The sequence below is a fragment of the Butyricimonas sp. RTP31003st1_G1_RTP31003_210430 genome, from assembly GCF_040920905.1.
Lineage (GTDB): Bacteria > Bacteroidota > Bacteroidia > Bacteroidales > Marinifilaceae > Butyricimonas > Butyricimonas paravirosa.
In genome coordinates, this window is sequence record NZ_JBCOSQ010000017.1 from 16,808 (window position 1) to 41,791 (window position 24,984).

Consider the following 24,984-nt stretch of genomic DNA (forward strand, 5'->3'; position numbering starts at 1 on the left):
ATCCATGAAAGAATACCTGGAAAATATAAACAAGGCTTTTGAAAGCAAGGCACGCTTGGGGATCATGTCCATCTTGATTGTCAACGAATCGGTAGATTTCGTAACCCTCAAGAATTTACTCGATCTCACGGACGGGAACCTAGCCAGCCATACCAGGAGTCTTGAGGAATTGGGATATATTCAATGCCAGAAACAATTCATCGGACGACGCCCCAACACGACGTTCTCCGTCACGCAGAAAGGCCGGGAAGCTTTTGCGAAGCATTTAAACGCCTTAGAAGAGTTTTTAAAGAATCAGAATATATAATTTTTTTTACTTATTATACTTTGAAATTCAAAGTTCTTTTCAAACAATATTAAATACAATACACCATGGACGAACAAACAGCAAAAAATCAAAAAGAGAACAGCACACGAAAAAGTCTCAACAAACAAGACTCTTTAGTTCTAAAGATCGTACTCATTGCCTTCCTTATCCTCTTGTCTTTCATTCCCATGAGCATGATTCGAGGACTAATCAATGAAAGGGAAATGACAGCAGATGCCGCCGCACAAGAGGTGCAACAGAAATGGAGTAAGTCTCAAACCCTCATTGGCCCGATATTAACCATCCCTTATTTTTACCAGAACGAAAAAGGAGAGAACCAAAAGGGATATATCAATTATCTCCCCGAACAACTGAACATCACCGGAGATGTCAACACGCAGGAACTCAAACGAGGACTATATGAAATTATCGTTTACAATTCCACGCTGGAGATTACCGGGACATTCTCGGCCAGAGACCTGAAAGAAAGCAATCTATTCACCAACGACAAGTGGATTGAAGGTGCCACACTCAACCTTGGGATCAGTGATTTGCGAGGAATCAATGAACAAATCTCGCTTGAATGGGACAACCGGAAACTGAATTTCACACCCGGGGTTGATCCCCACAGTCTCGTCGTTTCCGGCATATCATCGAAAATCACGCCACAACAACTGTTTGCAAACGATTCGGTCGTTCATTTCACGATCAAACTCAAACTGAAAGGCTCCGAATCCATTCAATTTACCCCTCTTGGCAGGACAACAAAAGTCGCCATTCGTTCAAATTGTCAAACCCCAAGCTTCAATGGAGCCTTTTTACCCACGGAACGAGAGGTCTCGTCAGAAGGCTTCACGAGCAAATGGGAAGTACTGGAATTCAACCGGAACTATTCACAGATTCTCAAAGAGAGTCCCTATCGTGCCACCACGAACGAATACAGGGATATGACGGATGACAATTTGGGATTCCAATACACGAACTACGCCATCACGGAATCCACATTCGGGGTAAATCTCCTGTTCCCGGTAGACCAATACCAGAAATCCACACGCTCCGCTAAATACGCCTTTTTAATCATCATATTGACTTTCGTTGTCAGTTTTTTCGTGGAAATATTCCAGAAAAAGAACATTCATCCGGTTCAATATCTACTTGTCGGACTGGCCCTATGCTTGTTCTACACGCTATTAGTCTCCACGTCCGAACATATCGGTTTCACCCCCGCCTATATCATCTCCGCCCTCATGACCACTTTACTCATCACGTTCTACATGGTCGGTATTTTAAAAATAAAGAAAACGGCATTCACGATCGGGGGACTTCTGGCTTGCCTTTACGCCTACATTTTCTTCCTGATCCAACTGGAAACCTACGCCCTACTGGTGGGGAGCATCGGATTATTCGTTATCTTAGCGATTATCATGTATTTCTCTCAAAAAATAAACTGGTACAATAACCAATAACCACTTTTTCCTCTTTCCGAGATCAACCGGAAAGAGGAAAAACAAAAATCGACAACATCATGAAAAAATTCTGGATACACAATTTATCTATCACGCTATCCCTACTCGTTGTTTTCCTAGTCACCTTGTACTCGATAGGAATATACAACAACCGTTTCGGCCATTATCTTGCCCTAGCGATTTTTGGGATTTCCGGATTGCAATCCATAGCTAGTTTGATCATAGGCCTTTACAATATCAAGCTCCAAACCGCCAATATGATTTTACTGGGAATTTTATCCATGGTATTTTCCTCTCTAATAACCATTTACACGTTCAATTGTTTATTCATATCGTGCTAAGAACAGCATACACGAGGATTAACGAATTGTAATTATTAGCTTTATTCCTCGATTTCTTTCTGAAATTAACATTCCTCTTTTTTGGATTTCACCGAAAATGCGTAAGTTTGTGCAAACTTTAAAATATGGAGATAAAGATTCCGATAGAGATCGTTGAACTGGAAGATAACAGCTTTCACATCATCGTCTCTCTGCAAATCGGTAGCATTGAGGGAGATTTCATTATAGACACGGGAGCATCCGTGACGGTCATAGACAAACTTACACCGTTTAGTTATGAACCGCTGGATGATGTTTCCGAGATTAACTCCGGGGGTGTGTGCGGAGAAATTAATGAGGTTCAGCTTGTGAATATCACGGCTCTACAAATCGGCAACCACACGATCGAGAATATCCACGCGGCAGTCATCGACTTGCAGTACGTGAATTCTCTATACGACAAACACCTGCAACGCAGGGTTGCCGGATTGTTGGGGAGCGATTTTCTCGTCAGGCATGAGGCGGTCATTGATTATGGAAATAAGGAGTTAACATTAAAAGTATCTGCCTAATTGTATAGCAATTTTGAAAAAATTGTTATACTTTTGCGCACTAAATATGTGTTAAAAGAAGAATTGAAGCTTAAGTAATTATAAATTCATTAAACAGATGCAGAATAAAGGAGCGATTACACTACTCGCTGTTGCTTTGGCATTGGTGAGTCTTTATCAGTTGTTTTTTACTTATAAAACCAACCAGGTAGAGAACGCGGCGAAGGAGTTCGCCAACGGTAACCCTATTAAAGAGAAAGAGTATTTAGATTCGGTCGCAAACCAACCCGTCTACAACTTCCTCGGTTTAGCCAAATTCACTTACAAGGAATGTAAGGAGTTGGAACTGAACCTCGGTTTGGACTTGAAGGGTGGTATGAACGTGACCATGGAAGTTGACGTGGTAGACGTGATAAAAAGTCTGGCAAACCACAGCACGGATCCCGCTTTCAATCAAGCAATCGAGGAAGCCGTGAAGATGAGAGTTTCCAGCCCGAAAGACTTCGTAACCCTTTTCGGTGAGGCTTTCGAAAAAATTGCCCCGGGAGCGCAACTAGCATCCCCGGCTATTTTCGGTACTCACGAAATGAAAGAAAAGATCAAAGTCGGAGCTAGCAACAAGGAAGTTCTTGACGTGATCCGCAAAGAGGCTGACGGAGCAATCGACAACACGTTTAACATTCTTCGTACTCGTATCGACCGCTTTGGTGTTGCTCAACCCAATATCCGTAAAGCTGACATCTCCGGAAGAATCGTTATCGAGTTGCCGGGTATCAAGGAACCGCAACGTGTGAGAGAGTTGTTACAAGGAACTGCCGCTTTGGAATTCTATGAAACATTCGACAACGCGAAAGGACAAGATGCCGGAGAAGATGCATTCTTCAACTATTTGGTTGCCGCAGATCAAAAACTAAAAGAGGTTCTTGACGCCCAAGCATCCAAAGTTGCGAATGAAGAAACAACCGCTCAGGTAACTGACACGACTAAAGTACAAGATAAAGAATCAGCCATCCTAGACGCGATCAAAGGTGAATCCGATTCATTGAAAACGGTAACCAGCATGGCTGAATACGAGAAAGAACACCCGCTTCTTGCCATATTATCACCTAACGTAACTCAACAATTTCAACCCGTGGGTGGTTCTACAATTGGATATGCCAACATTAAAGATACGGCTAAAATCAACGCCTATTTAAGATTACCGCAGGTAAAAGCAGCTTTCCCCAGAAACGCACGTTTGTTGTGGGAAATGAAAGCTGTAAATGGCATGGTTCCTTTACACGCCATCAAGATTACCACGCGTAATGGTAAAGCTCCGCTTGAAGGAGACGCTGTAATTGATGCAAGACAAGACTATGATCAACAAGGTCGTCCGGTTGTTTCCATGCAGATGAACGGAGAGGGAACCAAAACATGGGCTCGTTTGACAAAAGATAATATCGGACGTTGCATCGCTATCGTACTTGACGGTATGGTTGCATCCTCTCCTAACGTAAACGACGAGATTAAGGGCGGTAGCTCTCAGATTTCCGGACGTTTTGACGTGAAAGAGGCAGGTGACCTTGCAAACATCTTGAAATCCGGTAAATTACCCGCACCCGCACGTATCATTGCTGACGAGGTAGTTGGAGCATCACTGGGACAAGAGGCTATTCAATCCGGTATGTGGTCATTCATCATCGCATTCGTGTTGGTATTGGCCTATATGTTATTCTTTTATAGTAAGAATGCCGGTTTGGCTGCCGACATCGCATTGCTCGCCAACTTGTTCTTCTTGTTCGGTATTCTGGCATCCATTGGAGCCGTGTTGACCTTACCCGGTATTGCCGGTATCGTGTTGACCATGGGTATGGCCGTCGATGCCAACGTGTTGATCTACGAACGTATCCAAGAGGAAATCAGAGCCGGTAAGGGATTGAAACTTGCTATCAAGGAAGGTTACAGTAATGCCTACTCGGCTATTATCGACGGTCAGTTGACCACGTTATTAACCGGATTTATCTTGTACTACTTTGGAGAAGGCCCGATCAAAGGTTTCGCAACCACGTTGATCATCGGTATCCTTTCTTCACTATTCACGGCTATCTTCATCACTCGTTTGATCCTTGAAAGAGCTGCATCCAAGAGTGACAATGTTACCTTCACAACCCCGTTAACTGCAAACTGGTTGAGAAATACCAAGTTCCCGTTCTTGAAAAAACGGAAAATCAGTTACACGATTTCCGGTATCGTGATTGTACTTTGTTTCGTATCCTTGTTCACCAGAGGTTTGGATAAAGGTATCGACTTTGTGGGAGGTAGAACTTATACCGTGACTTTCGCACAAGACGTACAAGTGGGTGATGTTGCAGAGAAACTGGCAGGAGTTTACGGAAGCGCTCCGGAAGTGAAGACCGTGGGAACTGCAAATAACGTGAAGATCACCACGAAATACCGGATTGCTGAAACCGGAGCAGATGTTGACGCAAATGTAGACTCATTATTATATATCGGGTTACAAGAAATTCTTCCTGCCGGAACAGACTACGAAACTTTCCGCAGCGTGAACTTGCAACAGACTCAAAAGATCGGCCCAGCCGTGGCTGAAGACATGACAAGAGCTGCCGTTTGGTCGGTATTGTTTGCCTTGGTTGGAATCTTTATCTACATCATGGTACGATTCTCAAAATGGCAATATGGTGCTGGAGCAGTTGTCGGTTTGGCTCATAACACGATTATCGTGATCGGAGCATTCTCCCTATTTGCCGGTCTCTTACCGTTCTCTTTGGAGGTTGACCAATCCTTTATCGCTGCCGTGTTGACGGTTGTGGGTTACACCATCAACGATACCGTGGTTGTATTCGACCGTATCCGTGAGTACCGTAAACTATACCCGAAACGAGATGATGAACAAGTAGTAAATGACGCATTGAACTCTACGTTACGTCGTACATTTAGTACTTCATTGTCAACCATCGTCGTGTTGTTAGCGATATTCATTTTCGGTGGTGCTTCAATCAAGGGATTCATTTTCGCCTTGTTAGTAGGTATCATTGTCGGTACATACTCATCACTGTTCATCGCAACTCCTATTTCTTTCGACTTGACCAGAAGATTCAAAAAGAAAGTAGAAGAGAAGAAATAAAAAAATATTTCAAGTTTATACAAAGTAGCTCCTTTTTACAGGAGCTATTTTTTTGCACACAGAATAAAGGTACTCACTCCGGTATTACAGTATACATACGCCGGTGTCTCGCTCGCAAGTCAACGGGAAGTTAACGGGAAGTCAACGGGAAGTCGACTGGATAAAGAGGTTCACTTGTGGGCGATATTTCCTTGATATTAATTTCATATATACAGGAAAATACGGAGAGACCCCGGAGGGAGTCACTCGCAATCCACTTTCAATAACATCAAAAAAGTTACAAATTGAAAGTAAAAATGATATATCAATATTAAAGTTGCAATATAATTGGGTTTGTAACAATAAATATCCTACTTTTGTAACGTAGAAAGCAGCAACAGGATAATCGAACAATTACAAGTATGTCAAAGCGTCAGATCAGAATCTGTTTAGGAAGTTCTTGTTTTTCCCGGGGAAACAATACCAACCTCGGAGCGATCAAGAAATATCTGAGTGAAAATAACTTGGAGGCAGAGATCGATTTCTGCGGGCATTTGTGCGAGGAATTGTGTAGTAAGGGTCCTATTATCCGGATCGATGACAAAGTGTATGAAGAAGTAAATCTATCGCGTTTGTACAAAATCTTACAAGAAGAATTCCCATGCAACTAAGACCCATCTATACAGAACCGGATAATTGTCAGGATTGTTATAAATGTATCCGGGAATGTCCCGTGAAGGCAATCCGGATGGAAAACAATCAGGCATCTATCATTGAAGATCGTTGCATCTACTGCGGGCATTGCACGCAAGTATGCCCAACCGGGGCTAAAAAGATACGTGACGGGTTAACCCGGGCGAAATTAACCCTTACGCAGAATCCCAAAGTCATTCTATCACTGGCTCCCTCGTACGTGAGTGAATTCGAAGGAATTCATTCCAGCGTGCTAATTGCCGCCATCAAACGTTTAGGTTTCACAAGTGTATCGGAAACTGCCCTGGGAGCAGAAATCGTCACGGATAGAACAGAGAAATTCCTGGAAGAAGCCGAAAATGGCGTGTACATCTCTTCGGCTTGTCCGGTTGTTGTTGAATATATCCGAAAATATTCCCCGGATCACGCACGTTTTATCACACCGATTATTTCTCCCATGCTGGCTCACGCCAAGATTTTGAAACAGTTATATGGGGAAGATGTGAAAATCGTGTTTGCAGGTCCCTGTATCTGCAAGAAGTTGGAAGCGGACTACTTTAATAACCTCGTTGACGTGGTAATCACGTTCAAGGACTTGAAAAAATGGTTCGAACAATCCGACATCAACTTGAAAAATATCGCACCGAATCAACCGGAGGCTCGTTTCGTGCCTTACCGTTCCGGGATGGGCGCCTACTACCCCATCGAGGGTGGAATGCTGAAAGGGATGCAAGAGGGCAAAAAACAAATACATCACATGGCTTTCTCGGAACTTTCAACCGTGAAAGACGTGTTGAAAGAACTGGATTCACACCGGGAGAACGATTCCATTTTCTTGGAATTATTGGCTTGCAAGGGCGGATGCATCAACGGTCCTGCCAAATTAAGCCATATATCCCCGGCCTTAAAAAGATACGAGATTATTCATCAATCGGAATTGGGAAATCCCAAGGATGATTTCAAAAATATCGATTTGCAGATTCTATTCTGCAAAGACCCTCACGTGCAAGATCACACCTACACGGAAGAGGAAATCAAACAAGCTATGGCCGTCGTGGGCAAAACCGGACCTGAAGACGAATTAAATTGTAGTGGTTGCGGTTACGACACTTGTCGTGACTTCGCCATTGCCATGCTGGAAGGGCGGGCCGAAGAAAACATGTGTGTATCTTACATGAGAAGAATCGCGCATGATAAGGCCACCGTACTCCTCCAAAAGATTCCGGCCGGAGTATTACTCGTCAACTCGGAATTGAAAGTCGTGGACATGAATCAATCCTGCGCCACTCTCATGGGAGAGGACATTGCCTCTATTTACGAGGTCGATCCCGGTTTGAACGGCGTGGAGCTGAAAAACATCTGTTCCTACGAGGACTTGTTCCGTGCCGTGTTGACAACCGGTAAGGAAATTATCGAACGCCAGGTACGGGAAGAAGACCGCACATGGATTATATCCATCTATAACATACAACCTCACCGGTTGGTTTTCGGGTTATTACAGGATTTACGCGAACCTTATGTCCGTAAAGAATGGATGCTCGAAAAGACTCAGGAAGTAATCAAGAAACACATGGAAACCGTCCAACAAGTAGCTTGTTTGCTTGGGGAAAATGCCGCTTTCACGGATGCCACGTTACGCACCGTAATGGAGGCTTACAAGAAAAATGATCAAAAGAAACCACTCTAATTTCATTTGTCTTGAGAAACAACGGTAATTTCATCGAGGTTGACTTCTTCCAGAAGAATAAAGCGGGCAATGTTGTCTGCGGGGATTGTTTCATGTCTCAAAAACTAAAAGGTGAGGGACGTGTCATCAGCGTGTTATCAGATGGTCTGGGAAGCGGGATCAAAGCCTGTGTCCTATCCACGATGACGGCAACCATGGCCATGAACTTTACCGCCATGAACGAGAGTATCCTGCGCACCTCCACCTCGATAATGAATACCTTACCGAAAGATATGGTGCGAAAGATCAGTTATTCGACCTTTTGTATCTGTGACATCGACTGTTTCGGTAACGTGAAAATTATCGAATATGAAACTCCCTCCTACTACTTGTACCGGAACGGGCGTTTTGTCAGTATTTCCAAGGAGAAAATTCCGGTGGAACGGGAAGACCTCGAAAATACGTTTCTGTGGATTTCCGAGTTCACGCTGGAAAAAGAAGATCGAATTATCTTCTTCAGTGACGGGGTTAGCCAATCCGGCATGGGAACGGCTAAAATGCCCTTTGGCTGGGAAGACGGGGCAAAAGAATATATTGCAAACCTGGTAAATCAATATAATGATATATCCGCCAAGGAATTGGCACATAAGATAGTGAATCAAGCGGAAAAGAACGACGGTTACTCGCTGAAAGATGACACGAGTTGTTGTGTCATTTATATGCGAAAACCCCGTAACCTGCTTGTATGCACCGGACCTCCCTACGACGAGAAGAACGATAAATACCTGGCCAACCGGGTACGGGAATTTCAAGGGAAAAAGATCCTGTGCGGGGGAACCACGGCGACCATTATCTCCCGTGAACTGGGAGCAAAAATGGAAGTTGACATGAATATCGTGGACAAAGAACTCCCTCCCATCTCCAAGATGGAAGGTGTCGATCTTGTCACCGAAGGAATTCTGACGTTAGGTAAGGTTGAGCGTATCCTGACGGAAGGAGATATTGACCGCCGTCGGGAAGCCGGACCGGCAGAGATGATGGTGAGAATGTTGTTGAATAGTGATAAAATCACGTTACTCGTGGGAACCCGTATCAACACGGCGCACCAGGATCCCAATCTTCCCGTGGAGTTAGAGATCCGGAGAAACGTGGTCAAAAAAATAAAATTTTTATTGGAGACAAAGTATTTGAAAGATGTCGAGATTATGTATATTTAGGGGATAAAATCAAAAACAAAACCAACTCACAACACTATGGAAAAAGTAAATGTAAAAATATGCGTAGGAACCATGTGCTATGTCATGGGTGGCGCAGAGTTGAGAGACACGATTGAATCTCTTCCCCAAAATATCCTCGAACATCTAAATGTAAGCTATTCTCCATGTTTAGGGTGTGGCAAAGGTGAACAAGCCCCACCGTTTATTGAAGTAAATGGAAAACGTATTGCTGGCGTTAGTAAAAATAGTTTAATACAAATCGTTAAAGAGGAAGTAAGAAATGTTATATGACAATTTTGCGATGCTCACGAAACGTGAGTTACTGATTAGAATTGTAAAACTTTTAAAGGAAGAAAATCTAGTAGATGGGGTGAAGTACATTCCGGTGGAAATGCGCCCAAAAAATAAAAGACCGATCAAGTGTTGCGTGCATAAAGATCGCTACATCTTGAAACATAAGATTATTTCAATCTTGGGTTTCGAGATCACGGACGAGGAAATCGACCTGATCCCCTTGTCTGAATTCGCACAGAAAGCACTTGATAACAAGAATACGAAAGAGAATATTCTTTCCGTGGTCCACGAGGCTTGTAGTGCTTGTATGCAATCCCAGTACTTCGTGACGAACATGTGTCGCGGTTGCGAGGGACGTCCTTGTTTGATGAACTGCCCGAAAGCGGCAATCTCTTTCAAGGGGGGTAAAGCTTGCATCACGCAGGAAGACTGCGTGGGTTGTGGACTATGTTCTAAAGTCTGCCCTTACCACGCGATCGTGTACACGCCCGTACCTTGCGAGGATGTTTGCCCGGTGAAAGCGATCACCAAAGGCGAAGACGGAACCGAGCATATCGACAAAGATAAATGTATCTATTGCGGGAAATGTATGCAAACTTGTCCTTACGGGGCCATCATGGAACGTTCCAAGGTGATCGACGTGTACAAGAGCATTACCGCCCCGGACAAGAAAATCATAGCTATTCCGGCTCCGGCTATCTACGGACAGTTCAATGCAACTCCGGGACAGATTCTTTCCGCCATCAAGGCCATCGGTTTTGATGACGTGGTAGAAGTAGCTTTGGGTGCAGAAGATACTTCCCGCAACGAGGCAGCCGAGTTCTTGGAACGCATGGAAGAAGGAAAACCTTTCATGACTACTTCCTGCTGCCCGGCTTACGTGGGTTGGGTCGACAAACACGCCCCTATGGTAAAACCGTTTGTTTCCGACACCCGTAGCCCGATGGTTTATGCCGCCCGCCGGGTAAAAGAACAATATCCGGATGCCGAAGTCGTATTTATCGGCCCGTGTCTGGCTAAACGTTACGAGGCTGAAATGTACGTTCCGGAAGTAGACTACGTGATGAGTTTCGAAGAATTGGGAGCATTCATGGTGGCTTATGACATTAATCCGGAAACTTGTGAAGAATTACCATTGGATCCGGAAGTTACGAAATTCGCCCGCGGATACGCTCAAGCCGGTGGAGTTCGCAATGCTATTGTAGAGGCTATTGGAAATAGTTACACGACTCTTTCCATCGAAGGACTTGACAAGAAGAACCAGACTTTACTGAAAACTATGGTGAAAAAACCGGAAGCCCAGTTTGTCGAAGTAATGGCGTGTGATGGTGGCTGCGTGAACGGACCTTGTTCACTAGCTCCGCTTACATTAGCCAAACGGCAGATCAAGAAAGCGTTAGAAAAATAAAATAGGAATCCCCGCCTTTTGAGCGGGGATTTTCATTTACACGATATTACTTTCCTCTTCTCCTTATCCACATAAATATTGTAAAGATCAATAGACCTATTGGTAATATCCATTTGAAAATGATCTTAAACACCTCCATAGCTGTCTCTCCAATATAAACCTCATTATCCGGCAGCGGGGGACGACGAACATCAATTGGCACCTCTTCATCTGATAACCAATAGAAAATACCTGAAATTAAGATGTAGTTAGCCGCTTTCACGTTAGCTCTTCCCCGACTTAACTCCACATTACTCAAGCAATCCGCATCACCCAGAACAACGATCTTTTGTCGCTTTTCTCCAAACTGACGGGACAAGGCCAAAGCCGTAACATAAGAACGTTCCACCTCTCCTGTTTCCGGATTCAATTCCACTTTATCATCAATGAAATTAACCGTTTGCAACTCATTCCATCCCTTTGCGGAATCGCTCACAAACAAGGGAATAACGTCATACCCTTTATCATCCACGTATTCCAATGCCGTGCAGCCGGGCATGGCAATGACGCCCTTGGCATAACTCAAACTATTAAAGAGATAAGACATTGCATTTGCCTCCGGGGTTGCCTTGGCAAGCACGAGATCCGGTAAAAAATGTTCTGTTGGCCGTACGAGTTGTCCCGGCAAGAATCGGACTCCTAATTGTTCCACGAGTGGATTCATCACCTCCTGCCGTCTCGGTTCCCCCACGATTAACAAGTTACCTCCTCGCTCGATATAAGCATTTAAGCGAGTCATTTCATTCTCTGATAGCGGGGTTTTCATATCCGCAATAACCAATATATCCAACTTCTCCGGTAATTCCTCGTTCAATGAAATCTCCTTTACATCAAAACCACTATTTATTAACGCATATCGATAAGTTTTAGCCCAAGCAAAAATATTGTAATCACGATCCCCCTCTTTCAAACAATCACGCTCTCCATGTCCTTTCAAGAATCCCACAGTAGGCAAGTCCATGACCAGTCTCTTGAAAGCAGCCGTAATTTCTGCTTCCGTGGGAAATACGACGGCATCATCAAAGACTCGTAAGAAAGTTTTCTCTCCACTCTCCCGTTCCACCTGCCGAACAAAGCGATTCTTCTCCCCGGAAAGATCTATTATCTGACGAATTTCCTCCGGACGCAAAAACATATTAGAATCTAGGTTATAATTATTAGCGATCTTTACCATGCGTTCCCGATCGGAAAGTGTAGGGTATCGGTCATCCAGACTCTTATTATCAGCCTTGTCATAATAATACACGTATTTCAAATCTATTTCCGGCTTAAAACGAGTATACCGATTGAAACGAGATAAATCCCGATTCCTCTCTTCCGGTAGTCCCACGCGGAAATGTTTATCCAGTAAATTGACATAGGTAGTAATCGTTAGTCCCCCCTTCATCTTTGCCATAATTTCTTGGCTGTTCTCTGTCAACGTATTCATCTTTGTCTCCGTGACATCATAATAAAACATCATCTTCGGACGGGAAGATATATACCCTAACAAAGCCACAATCACAAATACTCCGATATATTTACCCCACGTCACGATCCAAGAACTTTTCTGGCGTACCGCTTTCAATTTAATAATGGCAAACATCAGGAATAACGTGATCACGAGCAAGAAATAGATAAAATCCTCGCTACAAATAAGCCCGTTCACAAAAGTGTCTGAACGACCGGAAAGGGCTAACCACCAAGTAATATCCCGCACGAAATCAATATCTTGCCACCATCCTTTCACGTAATTCAACACGGTTAACACGGCTAAAGTCAACATTGCAGCCACCACCTGATAAGAAGTCAGGCTGGACATGAATAATCCCACGGCTGCATAGGCACATATCAAAAGATACACACCTAGCAATCCAGACAGGATTAAAGGAAAATCAAAAGATTTAATCGTAAAAGCGGCAAACAAGACAAAACAGAAGAGAATCCCAATCAGAACCAATCCGTAAATCATCATAGAAATGAATTTTCCCAAAATAATCTGGCAATTGCTGACAGGGGATGAATAAAGTAGTTTAATAGACCCACTTCCCAGCTCTCGACTCATTAACCCCATCGTAATCAACGGGATATAAAGGTATAAATACCCCTGCATGATCCCGAAAATTCCTGCCCGGGATGCAAAAGTCTGATATGAAAGTCCTCCCGGCAATTGGTTCCCGATAGCCTGACTGGTCACAAATCCCCCGAAGGTCGGACAGAAAAACATGCCCACTTGGAAAGTAAACATGATAAGAATAAACCAGGCTATAGGAGAATAAAACAAAACCTGTAACTCTACCCTAGCTATATTAAATGCTGTTTTCATAATTGACGTAATTTAAAATTCTACTTCTTCGATAGTTCGGCAAATACAACATCCAAGGAGCTTTTCTCCATATAGACCTGACTTAATCGCCAATTATGGATACCACAAGTTTCGATAATTTCATCCACCATGTTCCGGGCATCGGCAAACTGTAAACGATAATCCATCTCCCCCAGATGCTGGGCTGCTACCAAACCGGGAATCATGGTCAACTCTTCCACGGTCGGATGAGCGAGAAGGGTTACCCGGATCGTGGTCGGCAAAATATAATTATCAAATTCATCGACCGTCCCGGAGAAGACCATTTTCCCTTTTTCTACCATATAGATATATTCACAAGTAGCCTGCACTTCCGGTAAAATATGAGTGGATAGAATCACGGTTCTCTCCTGTGCAATCTGTTTGATCAAATTACGAATCTCTACAATCTGATTCGGGTCCAAACCATTCGTCGGTTCATCCAGAATGATAAAATCCGGATTGTGAATAATAGCTTGGGCAATTCCTACCCGTTGCTGGTATCCCCCGGAGAGATTTCGTATCAATCGCCTTCTAAAATGCGAGATTCCGCATTTCTCTACCACCTCTGTTATTGCAGCCGGAATTTCCTTATGCGGGATATAGCGCAACCGGGCCGAATAATCTAAATATTCCTCCACCGTCAAATCCGGATGTAAAGGAGGCTGTTGGGGTAGAAAGCCGATATGACATTTTGCCTCAACGGGATCTATTCTCGTATTTATTCCTTTTATATATATATCACCTTCCGTCTGTTTCAACACGCCGCACATGATATTCATAATCGTTGACTTTCCAGCTCCATTTGAACCTAAAAGTCCATAAATACCATGCTGTCTGATTTCCAAATTTATATCCCGAACGGCCCACTGAACACTATAACGATGGGATAGATTCTCTATGCGTACAATTGGAGTATCCATATTTATATTCATTAATTAATTGACTATCTTCCTTTTCTCCTTATCCAAATAAAAATTCCTATACCCAAAAGCAAGAAGGGGAAAACCCAGAGGAATAGAATTTTCACCACGGTCATTCCTTCCATTGTAACACTTACTTTGTTATCCACCGCTTTAGGACGACGAACATCAAAAGGAGCCACCCCGTCAGATAGCCAACAGAACGATCCGGTAATCACAGCATAATTATAAGCCGGGATTCCTTTCCGTTTTATATTATGCTCTGCATTACTGATACAATCCGCATCTCCCAATATGATAATCCGTTGTTCCTTACCATTCATCTCCCGTGCTAACGCAATACCGGTCGCATATATATCTTCCTTCTCCCCGACTTCCGGATTCAATTCTACCGGATCATCAATAAAATCAACGGTTTCCACCTCATTCCAAGTATGTAGCGTGTCACTCGTGAAAAGAGTTGTTACCTCGAATCCTTTCTCTTCGGCCAAAGAATAATCCAACCCCACACAGGTAGGCATCGGGATAAACCGCCGAAACAAGTAACCGAAAGGATAAGATAATTTCCACGCCGCAGGCCTCGGTAAAGAGAATATCATATCGGGATCATAATGCTCGGATTTTCGAACCAGTCGTCCGGGCATAAATTGAACACCAAACTGTTCCACGATAGGATTCATGGCCTCTTGACGAGTAGGCTCTCCCGCAATAAAAAGATTTCCTCCCCGGGCAATATAATTTTGCAGATGTCGCATCTCGTTTTCAGATAGCGCCGTGTGCATATCCGCAATAACAATAATATTTATACTATCTGGAATATCCTGTTCCAAAGTCACTCCTGTCACGTCAAATCCCTGGTTAGGCAAGGAATGGCGGAACAATTTATTTTTGGCAAATAAATTATACCCTCTTTCCCCGATTTGGTCCATATCCCGTTCGCCATGTCCTGTCAAGAATCCGACCCAAGGCATATCCATCACCAACCGTTTCAGAGCCACGGAAATCTCCGACTCGAAAGGCATTAATAAAGGATCATTGAATACACGCAAGAAAGTTTTCTCTCCACTTTCCCGTTCAACAACACGCACAAATCGATTGTACTCACCGGAAAGATCAATGATCTGTTTCATCTCTTCCGGGGTCTTGAAATCAGTCGAATCCATGTTATAACGGGGAGCCAACTCCAACATTCTCTCCCGATCCGAAAGATTCGGAAACAACCGGTCAAGCGAAGGACTATATCCCCGATCATAGTAGTAAACATACTTCATCTTGATCTCCGGCTTAAATCTCCAATACTTTTTAAAGTTTTGAAAATCAGAGTTCACACTTGAAGGTTGTCCCAAGTAAAATAGGTCATCCAAGATATTCACGTAAGTCGTTATCGTCAGCCCACCTTTTAATTTCTTAATAATCTCCTGACTATTGGGCGTAAGCGTATTTACTTTCAAACGTGTCGCATCACAAAAGAACATGAGTTTCGGCCGAGAAGTAATATACCCCAACGAAAAGGTTACCAGAAAAGCCAACAGATACCTACTCCACGCTTTTCTCCAAGATATTTTCTGCCGGATCGCATTCAAACGCAAAACAGATAACGTCAAGAAAAGTCCGGTTACAAAAACAAAATAAAGAACATCCTCACTACATATCAAGCCGCTGATAAACTCGTTAGCCCTTCCACTGATAGAAAGCCACCAAGTGATGTCGCGCACCCACTCTATATCCTGCCATAGTCCCCCAACCATGTTCAACACAAACAGGATACTCAACGTTCCCAAAGCAGCGACAATCTGGTAGGACGTCAAGCTAGACATGAAAAGCCCAATGGCCGCATAAGAACATATCAACAGGTAAACACCCAACAACCCGGACACCGTTAACCAGAAATCAAAATGATCTATTGTACAAGCACCGAAAATAATAAACACCAACAATATTCCCACAAATACCAAGGCGTAAATCATCATAGATACGAATTTCCCAAGAATAATCTGAATATTATTTACTGGTGAAGAATAAAGCAATTTAACCGACCCACTACTCAACTCCCGACTCATTAATCCCATCGTGAGAAGCGGGAAGTAATAAAACAAATAGGGTAATATTGAGGTGTACAAGCCTCTGAAACCGGAAAAAATTCCCTGAGTCAGATTCACCGGACGGTATCCCAAATTAAAGCGTTCTACATAAGTACCGAATACACTCGAAAAAGTCATACTAGCCTGTACGACAAAAATAATCAATGTCAACCAAGCGATCGGAGAATAGAAAAGAGTCTGTAACTCCGTTCTTGCAATATCCAATATCATTCTCCATTTATTCCGTTTCATATTCATCGTTTTCAATTTTTAGTGTTACGCTTTACTTCTTGGATAACTCGGCAAAAATGACATCCAAAGAACTTTTCTCTAAACGAATTTCTTTCAGATTCCACCCTCTCTGCCGGCTGGTATTCACCATCAATTCCATCACCGGGTTGGCATCCTCCCCGGTGAAATGCACCCGGAAATTCATTCCACCCAACTCCTCAACTTCTTTTACCCCTTGTATCACTTTCAAATCTTCTATCAATGGCGGAGAGGCCAATGACACGACAAAAGAATCCGGAATAATATAATTATCAAATTCTTCCAGCGAACCGGAAAAGACCATAGTTCCCTGCTCAATCATATACACGTGATCACAAACAGCTTGTACCTCGGAAAGGATATGCGTAGAAAGAATCACCGTACACTCCTTCGATATATCTTGAATCAAACGTCGAACCTCCAATATCTGATTGGGGTCCAACCCATTCGTGGGTTCATCCAACACGACGAATTCCGGTTTATGAACAATCGCTTGTGCGATCCCGACACGCTGCTGGTAACCTCCCGACAAATTGCGAATAAGACGATTCTCAAAATGGGCAATACCACAACGCTCCATCACTTCTTTCACAGCTTTTTTCCTCTCGGAGGAAGGTACATGCCTCATCCGGGTTGCATGCATGAGATATTCATACACGGAAAGATCCATGTGTAAAGGGGGTTTTTGTGGTAAGAATCCGATACAGCGTTTCGCCGAGACAGGATTCTCTCGCACATCAATCCCCTTGATCAACACACTACCCCGGGTCTGTTTAAGTACCCCGCAGATAATATTCATCGTGGTTGATTTACCAGCTCCGTTAGAGCCAAGTAAACCATAAATACCATGCTTTGATATTTCAAAATTAATCCCTTGGATTGCCCACTGCACGTTATAGCGATGGGACAAATCCTTTACCTGTAAAATTGGTTTTTCCATACTATGTGATTTACATACAACTACTCCATCTACATGATCACGTTACTATAAATGAACTTAATGTCGGCTACCCCTCCATCATATTTCTTTTCCAACAAGTAAGTACATTGCATTTCATTGGGTTTCAACGGATCTTTATACAATCTTCCAATCTTGAACTCCCCGTTATCAAAAGCAACCGCAAACAACCATCCACTAAAATATTGTGTTGCCGGAGCCGCCGATTGAGAGGCCCAAGGACTCAGCCGGAAGAAATTCGTAATCTTACGTCCCGATTCGAAAGAATAAAGTACGGACTTATTCCCCCCGTTAGCATCCAATTGATAGATCGTATTCTCTGATATGACATAGAAAATATCCTGACGGGAATCATTCTGACTCTTCATGACAATAGTTCCCTCCTTGTCCAACAAAGCCGCCACGTCTGCCCCCAACAAAGTATTCCCGTCGATCGTATATCTCACCGTGTGCGGAATACTATAAATACTAGTTGAAATCGTGTGTGCCTGTAAACGATAATTTGCCCCGTCCTTGTAAATAATATGCGTACGTTGAGGATAACCCAACGGTGGTAGCACGGCGACCACTTCCTTATCAAACTTGTGTAACGCAACCTCGTTATCTTTCAGTTTGATTTCCGGGAATTGAAGTACCACGGAGTAATCAATTCCTCCCGTATCGTCCGGCATAAAAGTACTACTAACCGAGAAAAACAGGAATCTCTCCTTACTCTTCTCATGAATAATCGCCCAGTTGTTCGATACTTGTTTATCCGCTACTACAAAATTAGCCTCCACGTCCATCCATCCTTGATCTGGCACATCATTCGGATCATCAAACCGTAACCGTTGAGAACTGAATCTTCCCGTATTAGGTGTTCCATTGTCATAATTTGTCCGAACATAAGCATCACCTTGCTCCCCGTACAACAAAGTTGACATTCCCACGTTCACCATGCCCTTCACAAAAAGATTTGCTGGTTCCCCGACAAACTCATCATCCATCCCGGCCACTTTTTCTATCGTCTTCCCATAAAATGCCATCGAATAACGCCAGTCCCGATCCAGAACCTGCATTACTTGCGTCTTGTCTTTCCCTTGTCCCCACACCATCTTTACCGGTTCACTGCCTTGAAGTTCTTCTCCATCATTATACAACGAGAAAACATTTGCTTGTTCCTCATAATAAGGTATATTCATTTCCATCGACTGCCCCAGGAAAGTCACACTCTCTTTCTCCGTGTAGTACCGCATAAAGTCCACCACGGTCTTCCCTTCCTGTTTTGCCAACACGTAAACCCCACTACCGAAAGGCTGGACCAAGTTGATAAGCATATGATAATCCGTCACTTTGGTTTTATCACCCCGGTAAACAAGTAAAACCAAACGTCCCTCTTTCGTGAACACGTGATGCAACTTTTTCTCGTTTCCGATAATATTTCCATCGAATTGCCACTCGTAGCCCAATTCCGCTCCACCGGAATAGACGACCTCTGCCTCTAACTCAACTTCCGTCCCGGCCAACAGGGAAAACGATCCTTGAAACATTTCAGAATGTGACAAAGTTGTTGCTTTCCCACTCACCTTATCAATCACTCTCACCGTATCCGGCAACATCACGTCATTGTAATCCAGATTCGTGTGATCCTCCAGGCAAGCATTCAACAATACCAACCCCAAAAGGCATATCATAATTATCCTTATTTTCATATCTCGTGATTTTAAATCCATTATTACCATTACTACATAAACCCATCATCCAGTAATCGTCACTGACATCGGTTTTCCATCTTCATCCATCCGAGGTTCCCGTTCCAAAGCCCGCTTGAACAACAGGGCATAATGCCTCTTCTCGGAAGCATCCAACTCTCCGAAGTCAACAATACCGGTCTCGTCAATAAACTCCTGATATTTAAGCGCCGAATATTTCCCAAGATAAGCCTCTTCCACAGCCAAATCCCACCAAGATGGCTTCGTGAAAATATCATCTACCGTAATTTCCACGAACAGAGAATCTGACATATAAGTTTGAAAATTCTCATTGGAAATCAATTTGATTCTTAACTTCTTACTTTCCTGTTTCAAACTCTCATCCCGAAACAACACCACGGTCAAAGAATCAATGAAACTCGAATCTGCTTGAAAAATCTGGTTCACGGTCAGATTAAATCCGCTCTGTGGTAACGTTGTCCCCGTGTCAACAGCCACGGCATAGGCCAAACCTTCTGTTAACGTGTACCCCCTGTATTCTACCGGAATTTTCAGCTCTTTCTCCTGCACGTCATCCGGCTCATAAGCAAAAGAATAATTCAACTTGTAATAATCCTCTCCCAAGTCATTATAGAATCGGAATTTTATATATCTCGTATCGGTAAAAAGATCCGCTTTCTCTTTTTCACACCCGACCACAAACAACACGCTTAAAAGAATAAAAAAACATGTACGCATATCTTTCTGTTTTAATTATCAATATTTATTCAATTCCCGCTTCAGTATCGGGTACAGGTATCACTAACTTTCCATCATGAGCAAATTCTCCCCCAGTAATCCGTATCGGGATATTGAGTCGCTTGTAAAGAAATACTAATTGCCCCTCGCACAAGAATTCCCGTCGATATTCCTCCACCAAAGCATCCATAAACCGCACCTTATCCACGTCCGCAGGTAAAGAATACACCTCGTTCAAACGTTTTTTCAACACGGTATGAAACAACTCAAGGGCTTTCTCCTTATCTTTTTCGAAGACACACTCAGCCGCAATAAAATAGGCTTCCGGGATTCGCATCACCGGAATTGTCGTACTCGCCCGCTTCATATCAGACTCGTTACTACCGGTTATCGAAAACTTGGTCGGCATCCGATCCACGATAGCCTTCAGGCGCACATCATTCGCATTATCAAAAAGATCATTCGGATCCTTAATTCTCAACTTATTAGTTGTCACGCTTTCTCCAAAATAACTTTCCGTCAGATCCGTTAATTTCGAATTATAAAGTCCCCAGATAATTTCTTCATGAAGCCTCGGATGAACGGAAGAAATTGCAATTTCCGGATTACCGATAAATCCCGGAGCCGTGAAATCATAAATGGTCTGGGTGTTCACCATCTCCACGATCTCGCTGGCATACTCGTACGCCTTGTCTTTATCTCCCGCATACAGACACACCCTTGCCAATAACAAGGTTATCGGGTAATATCCCAATCGATCTGCCCGATACCGAAAGAATTCCTCGCTGGCATGAGTCACGGTTATATCTCCGGTTACCTCTAACTTTAAACGACGGTCAACATTTCGATCTAAATAAGAGAGAGAACCCGGGTACTCAGACTCCGTATCAAACGGTTTTACCAACTCTCTTGCCTTCTCCAACTCTTTTATAACGGATGCCAAGATCTCTTTCGTGGGAATAGGCGGATTCACATGAGATGGGTATTCCGTCACGTAAGGCACGGTTGCCGTCACGCCACCCCCATCAATCACGGGAGCTTTCGTGAATATACGTACAACCTCAAAATGCATTAAACTACGGATTGCATAAGCCTCCCCCAGTACCATGTTACGAGTGGCATCCCCATGTTTGAACACGACATTCTTGTCCGCCTCCAGAGCTTGAATCAAATTATTCGCCTCCGCAATAATCTTGTAACAACGCAACCAGATAGCCTCCCCCAAACTCTTCGGTCCCGAATTCGCATATTTAAGATTTGCCAGATCCGAAAATGTCGTCAAGTTATTATTATCCAGATCATAACTTCTGGACCAAGCCTCCATTGCCCCATAACTCAAATTCGAGCCATACAGCGTTCCCTCTGCCATCAGGATATACAACCCGTTTAGTGCCGTGTAATATCCCCTGCTCTCCTCGAACATCGATTCCTCGTACACTTCCTGATCGGACGTCACGTCTAACCAAGAGTTACAACCATCAAGACCTATACACAATAGGATTAAAATGATATATTTCTTCATAAACATCTGTTTTGTCGATTTAAATACCAATATTCAGCGAAAAACTATAACCTCTGGAGAAAGGATAGGATAATCCTCTTTCCTGTCTGATTGTTGAAAGACGGAAAACATCATTCATATTAAATGAAAATCTTACTTTATTCAGATATAATTTCTGTACAATCCTATCAGGTAACTCGTAACCTAACGATAGGGACTGAAATGTTAACGTGTTATCATCCTGCACGAAACGGGTGGTAGGATTCGTTGATTCCCGGTAATCCTTCAAACTCTTGAACTGACAAATATCTCCCTCATTTTTCCAACGATCGGTAAATACCCGTTTGTCCACGTTCTTTTCAATATTGGCATTCTCAATTTTTGATTGTAATGTTTGATTATACTGCTGTCCTCCATAGGTATATGTAAAATAAAGATCAAGAGTTAATCCTCTGTAATAAAAATTCGTGGAGATAGAACCGTTGATTTTCGGTTCGGAATTACCTACCGCCACATTCTCCGACGCAATCCACTTGTTCCCTACCGTACCGTCTTTAGAAATAAACATCTCCTTACCCGTTTGAGGGTCTATACCCAAAGAACGCATGGCATAAATCGAGGTTGTCGAGGCTCCTTCCACAAATTTCAACATGGGTTTCCGGTCTATCAGTGCATTTTGCGCATAACTATCTTCTACCCGTTTATTATAAGATTTCAGTGCCTCTGAAATTTTTTCAATCCGGTTCTTATTCGCCGCCAGATTACCATTCACATATAGTTGCATCTTATTTGTACTAAACACTTTCCAGCGAAGATCTAACTCGAATCCTTTATTCGTAATCTCTCCCACGTTATCTTTATAAGAAAGGAAACCGGAAGATGATGGAATATACATATCGGCTATTAAATCCAAAGTTCGGCGCACATAATATGACCCGTTCACTCTCAACTTGTCGCCGAGCAAACCTAACGAAAGACCAATGTCACTGATTTTCGTCCTCTCCCATTTCAACTTTTTATTTCCCATGGCAGTAATATTTCCTCCCACCCCCGTGGCATACACGTAATCACTATTCATCGTGTAAACTGTGCGAGCCGTCTTTGCCGGGAAATCAGCCTTACCGGTAATCCCGTAAGATCCCCGAATCTTTAACTCGGAAAGCCATTCTAAATTCTGCGCAAAATGATAGTTATGAATATTAATTCCCAGACCAACAGACCAGAACGGAGCAAACCTCGAATCGCTCCCGAAAGAAGAGTTTCCGTCCAAACGTCCCGTCAAATCCATCAAATAAATATTATCATACGTGTAATTCAACGACATCATCGCCCCGAAAAGCCGATTTGTCTGACCAAAAGCATTCGGAGACTTGGCCATTTCTCTCGCAAACTGAGGACTTGAAAAACCTCCCGCCGGAAGATCTCTTAAATAATAGGTTTCCTCGTCATTCTTCCGTTCCCGAAGATTCACCCCGAAAACGAAATTAATGTTGTGACTATTAATAATATCGTTATAATAACCAAACAAACTACCGTCTATCGAAGTCTCGGAATTATCTCCCAAGGTCAACTCCCCCTTGTAAGTAGTCGTGGCATATTTCCCGGCCTGGGGTGAAATATATTCCGAAGAATTTCCAATCTTACGAGTTAAAGCCAACGTGGCCTTGAAATTCAGTTTTTGAGACAGAAAATACTGCACGCTGAAATTATTATAAAACTCCTCCGTTTTCTTCTTATCATAACTTCCTAACGTCGCATCATACAGGGGATTCGGGACATCCGTACTTCCCGGAACCGGAATAATCTCCAACATCGTCCCGTCATCATCCAGATAAGGCAGATAGGGATTCATCGTCGTGTAGTCAGAAAAACTCCCGTAAGGAGACTCTTTTTCATTTACCCCGGTATACCCGGCTGCATTCCTGAATGTTAACTTTCCGGCACGATACTGTAATTCAAAACCAATTCCGTATACCTTCCGCTCGGAATCCTTCATCACACCGTTATTCCCGTAATAGTTCATATCAATGGCATAGCGCAATCCTTTAGCACCTCCTTCCAGACGAATAAAATGCTTACTGTTAGCCACATTACGCAAAGGTTTATATAACCAATCCGTTTCTACACCTCTTTCCAACAAACGAAGTTTCTCGTTATAGTACCGAATCCCCCACACGTTCTCACCAAAAAGCCCTGCCTCCTTTTCGGCCTCCAACTTTTCCTTAGCATTCATTAAATTGTAATCACGTAAATCAGGTAATTGAATTTCCAGATTGTAATTATACGTGATCAAAACCTCGCCCGGCTGAGGAGCCACCGTCGTGATCACGACTACCCCGTTCGCGGCACGGGAACCATATATTGCCGTTGCGGCCGCATCTTTTAACAATGTAATTGACTCGATCCTGTTTATATCCAAATCATACAATTTCTCAACACTAACCTCAAAACCGTCCATAATGAATGTCGGTAAATTCGGATTATTTCTCAATGCCGTTTCAGAAAGATCTTCCGAGTCAAACTCGGTAACCCCGATCCCGGATGCCCCCCGGATACTGATATTAGGCAAAGTGTTCGGGTTTGACCCCATCTCGTTATTCACGGTCAAACGAAAAGACGGGTCCAGCACTTGAAGAGACTTGAGCACATTCGTTTGTGAAACTTTCTTCAACTCATCCGCAGTCACGGTCTTCGCATTTCCCGTGAAAGACTGTCTGGAAAGATTGGCATATCCAGTGACAACCACGTCCTCCATACGAACATTCTCCTCCACCAACACGACTTTCAACTTTTCCTGTTTCACTCCCCAAGAGTCCATACTTAACTTAACCACCTGTTTTTTCATCCCCACGAAAGAAAAGACAAGAGACACCTCTTTAAACTGGGGAATAACCAAACCAAAATTTCCGTTTTCATCAGTCGTCACGCCTATTGTCGTACCTTCCACAAGCACGGTCACCCCGGGCAAGGAATTACCGAATTCATCTTCCACGACACCTGTAATTCTCACAGCTCGACTCTCTTCCCGCCGTTCCAAACGTTTAAAAACAATAGAAGTCCCTATAAATTCATACCCGATAGCACTCCCTTTCAGGCAAGAATCTAACGCAACCGTTAACAACACACCCTTTAAAGTCAAATTCTTTTTACCTAACTTCAAGATGTCGGCATCATGATACAAGAATTTGTAAGAGACCTGCTGTTCCAGCAATTTAAAAATATCAACCACGGTCTGCTGCTCCACGGCCAATGAAACACGTTGTTGTTTCTCTTGAGCCTGTGCGGGAAAAACCAAAATTATCCCGATAAGAACCTTCACCACACGAGCGAACATTTTTTTTCGCATAATACGATCCTTCAAAGATCGAAATCTTCGATTTTTTTCCATAATTTTGTCATGTTAAATTTAAAATGGCAAAGTCAAACGTAATTTAC

17 protein-coding genes are annotated in these 24,984 nt (G+C 43.2%); 9 read left to right on the forward strand and 8 right to left on the reverse strand.

The window, feature by feature from the left end; genetic code table 11:
• Positions 1–4 precede the first annotated feature (4 nt).
• The 9 genes from AB5542_RS07220 to AB5542_RS07260 all read left to right on the forward strand — a co-directional run bounded on the left by AB5542_RS07220 (position 5) and on the right by AB5542_RS07260 (position 11,025).
• Entirely contained in the window at positions 5–307 is a 303-nt protein-coding gene (locus AB5542_RS07220) for a winged helix-turn-helix domain-containing protein (protein WP_087420963.1), read from the forward strand.
• Between the two features lie 65 nt (positions 308–372).
• Positions 373–1,773 carry a cell envelope integrity protein CreD gene (creD, locus tag AB5542_RS07225; protein ID WP_288215153.1) on the forward strand — a complete coding sequence of 467 codons (1,401 nt, stop codon included), beginning with the start codon at positions 373–375 and terminating at the stop codon, positions 1,771–1,773.
• Positions 1,774–2,239: 466 nt separating this feature from the next.
• Complete coding sequence (locus tag AB5542_RS07230; RefSeq protein WP_087420961.1) at positions 2,240–2,665, forward strand: retropepsin-like aspartic protease; 426 nt, start codon at positions 2,240–2,242, stop codon at positions 2,663–2,665.
• A 97-nt stretch (positions 2,666–2,762) separates the two neighbouring features.
• Positions 2,763–5,768, forward strand: a complete 3,006-nt coding sequence (gene secDF / locus AB5542_RS07235) for a protein translocase subunit SecDF (RefSeq protein WP_118304429.1) — start codon at positions 2,763–2,765, stop codon at positions 5,766–5,768.
• A 401-nt stretch (positions 5,769–6,169) separates the two neighbouring features.
• Entirely contained in the window at positions 6,170–6,418 is a 249-nt protein-coding gene (locus AB5542_RS07240) for a (2Fe-2S) ferredoxin domain-containing protein (protein WP_018338306.1), read from the forward strand.
• Positions 6,409–8,127 (forward strand): [Fe-Fe] hydrogenase large subunit C-terminal domain-containing protein, encoded by a 1,719-nt coding sequence (locus tag AB5542_RS07245; RefSeq protein WP_087420959.1) that lies wholly within the window; start codon positions 6,409–6,411, stop codon positions 8,125–8,127. Before AB5542_RS07240 ends, AB5542_RS07245 begins: the two co-directional genes overlap by 10 nt.
• Before the next feature lie 11 nt (positions 8,128–8,138).
• Entirely contained in the window at positions 8,139–9,323 is a 1,185-nt protein-coding gene (locus tag AB5542_RS07250; RefSeq protein ID WP_279037762.1) for a SpoIIE family protein phosphatase, read from the forward strand.
• Positions 9,324–9,359: 36 nt separating this feature from the next.
• Positions 9,360–9,614, forward strand: coding sequence for a hypothetical protein (locus tag AB5542_RS07255; RefSeq protein ID WP_118304432.1), 255 nt, complete (start codon positions 9,360–9,362; stop codon positions 9,612–9,614).
• Positions 9,604–11,025, forward strand: a complete 1,422-nt coding sequence (locus AB5542_RS07260; protein ID WP_279037760.1) for a monomeric [FeFe] hydrogenase — start codon at positions 9,604–9,606, stop codon at positions 11,023–11,025. Before AB5542_RS07255 ends, AB5542_RS07260 begins: the two co-directional genes overlap by 11 nt.
• A 46-nt stretch (positions 11,026–11,071) precedes the next feature.
• On the opposite strand, the gene AB5542_RS07265 is transcribed toward AB5542_RS07260, so the two are convergent.
• Genes AB5542_RS07265 through AB5542_RS07300 form a run of 8 tightly spaced genes read right to left on the reverse strand, consistent with a single transcriptional unit; the run spans position 11,072 to position 24,895 of the window.
• On the reverse strand, positions 11,072–13,369 hold the full coding sequence (locus AB5542_RS07265) for a Gldg family protein (RefSeq protein WP_279037744.1): 2,298 nt from the start codon (positions 13,367–13,369) through the stop codon (positions 11,072–11,074).
• A 20-nt stretch (positions 13,370–13,389) separates the two neighbouring features.
• Positions 13,390–14,310, reverse strand: coding sequence for an ABC transporter ATP-binding protein (locus AB5542_RS07270; RefSeq protein WP_279037742.1), 921 nt, complete (start codon positions 14,308–14,310; stop codon positions 13,390–13,392).
• Positions 14,311–14,333: 23 nt separating this feature from the next.
• Positions 14,334–16,649, reverse strand: a complete 2,316-nt coding sequence (locus AB5542_RS07275; RefSeq protein ID WP_288215152.1) for a Gldg family protein — start codon at positions 16,647–16,649, stop codon at positions 14,334–14,336.
• Between the two features lie 25 nt (positions 16,650–16,674).
• Entirely contained in the window at positions 16,675–17,601 is a 927-nt protein-coding gene (locus tag AB5542_RS07280; protein WP_279037739.1) for an ABC transporter ATP-binding protein, read from the reverse strand.
• A 29-nt stretch (positions 17,602–17,630) separates the two neighbouring features.
• Positions 17,631–19,310 (reverse strand): hypothetical protein, encoded by a 1,680-nt coding sequence (locus AB5542_RS07285; RefSeq protein WP_279037737.1) that lies wholly within the window; start codon positions 19,308–19,310, stop codon positions 17,631–17,633.
• Positions 19,311–19,355: 45 nt separating this feature from the next.
• Complete coding sequence (locus tag AB5542_RS07290) at positions 19,356–20,048, reverse strand: DUF4843 domain-containing protein (RefSeq protein WP_279037735.1); 693 nt, start codon at positions 20,046–20,048, stop codon at positions 19,356–19,358.
• A gap of 25 nt (positions 20,049–20,073) precedes the next feature.
• The gene (locus tag AB5542_RS07295; RefSeq protein WP_279037733.1) at positions 20,074–21,570 is read right to left on the reverse strand and encodes a RagB/SusD family nutrient uptake outer membrane protein; all 1,497 of its coding nucleotides are present in this window, start codon (positions 21,568–21,570) and stop codon (positions 20,074–20,076) included.
• A gap of 19 nt (positions 21,571–21,589) precedes the next feature.
• Positions 21,590–24,895: a SusC/RagA family TonB-linked outer membrane protein gene (locus AB5542_RS07300; protein WP_279037731.1), complete on the reverse strand. Its 3,306-nt coding sequence runs from the start codon at positions 24,893–24,895 to the stop codon at positions 21,590–21,592.
• Positions 24,896–24,984 lie beyond the last annotated feature (89 nt).

Excerpts from the sequence above, each read along its gene's own strand:
- AB5542_RS07280 (WP_279037739.1), bottom strand. The coding sequence starts at position 17,601 with ATGGAAAAACCAATTTTACAGGTAAAGGATTTGTCCCATCGCTATAAC.
- AB5542_RS07265 (WP_279037744.1), bottom strand. The coding sequence starts at position 13,369 with ATGAAAACAGCATTTAATATAGCTAGGGTAGAGTTACAGGTTTTGTTT.
- AB5542_RS07275 (WP_288215152.1), bottom strand. The coding sequence starts at position 16,649 with ATGAATATGAAACGGAATAAATGGAGAATGATATTGGATATTGCAAGA.
- secDF (WP_118304429.1), top strand. The coding sequence starts at position 2,763 with ATGCAGAATAAAGGAGCGATTACACTACTCGCTGTTGCTTTGGCATTG.
- AB5542_RS07260 (WP_279037760.1), top strand. The coding sequence starts at position 9,604 with ATGTTATATGACAATTTTGCGATGCTCACGAAACGTGAGTTACTGATT.
- AB5542_RS07285 (WP_279037737.1), bottom strand. The coding sequence starts at position 19,310 with ATGAAAATAAGGATAATTATGATATGCCTTTTGGGGTTGGTATTGTTG.
- AB5542_RS07220 (WP_087420963.1), top strand. The coding sequence starts at position 5 with ATGAAAGAATACCTGGAAAATATAAACAAGGCTTTTGAAAGCAAGGCA.
- AB5542_RS07255 (WP_118304432.1), top strand. The coding sequence starts at position 9,360 with ATGGAAAAAGTAAATGTAAAAATATGCGTAGGAACCATGTGCTATGTC.
- AB5542_RS07290 (WP_279037735.1), bottom strand. The coding sequence starts at position 20,048 with ATGCGTACATGTTTTTTTATTCTTTTAAGCGTGTTGTTTGTGGTCGGG.
- AB5542_RS07295 (WP_279037733.1), bottom strand. The coding sequence starts at position 21,570 with ATGAAGAAATATATCATTTTAATCCTATTGTGTATAGGTCTTGATGGT.
- AB5542_RS07230 (WP_087420961.1), top strand. The coding sequence starts at position 2,240 with ATGGAGATAAAGATTCCGATAGAGATCGTTGAACTGGAAGATAACAGC.
- AB5542_RS07240 (WP_018338306.1), top strand. The coding sequence starts at position 6,170 with ATGTCAAAGCGTCAGATCAGAATCTGTTTAGGAAGTTCTTGTTTTTCC.
- AB5542_RS07300 (WP_279037731.1), bottom strand. The coding sequence starts at position 24,895 with ATGCGAAAAAAAATGTTCGCTCGTGTGGTGAAGGTTCTTATCGGGATA.
- AB5542_RS07270 (WP_279037742.1), bottom strand. The coding sequence starts at position 14,310 with ATGGATACTCCAATTGTACGCATAGAGAATCTATCCCATCGTTATAGT.
- AB5542_RS07245 (WP_087420959.1), top strand. The coding sequence starts at position 6,409 with ATGCAACTAAGACCCATCTATACAGAACCGGATAATTGTCAGGATTGT.
- creD (WP_288215153.1), top strand. The coding sequence starts at position 373 with ATGGACGAACAAACAGCAAAAAATCAAAAAGAGAACAGCACACGAAAA.